This is a genomic window from Ochrobactrum sp. SFR4, from assembly GCF_019730395.1.
Classification (GTDB): Bacteria; Pseudomonadota; Alphaproteobacteria; order Rhizobiales; family Rhizobiaceae; genus Pseudochrobactrum.
On the sequence record NZ_JAAPBB010000558.1, the window covers coordinates 1 to 308 of the forward strand.

Sequence of the window (308 nt, forward strand, 5' to 3'; positions counted from 1 at the left end):
CCATGCACCGGGCGGTATCGGGGCTTTTGAAGCAACGATCATCGCCGGTCTCGGCCTTGGCGGCAATCCGCAGGCGATTGCTGGATTGCTTGCTTATCGTGTGATCTATACGGTTTTGCCACTGGTTACGGCCGCTGCAGGGCTTTTGTTCTGGGAAATTATGCGTCGGCGCCAGATGCTCGGCAAGCAAGCGCGTATTGCCAAACGTCTGGTTGAACCGCTCATTCCGACGCTGACGGCCAGTATTATTTTTCTGGGCGGAATTATTCTGCTGGTTTCCGGTGCGACACCGGATAAACGCTATCGTG

1 pseudogene is annotated in these 308 nt (G+C 55.5%); it reads left to right on the plus strand.

What is annotated here, in order from left to right:
* Positions 1-308 (plus strand): annotated as a pseudogene (locus tag HBA93_RS20240) (bifunctional lysylphosphatidylglycerol flippase/synthetase MprF); the annotation flags it as partial.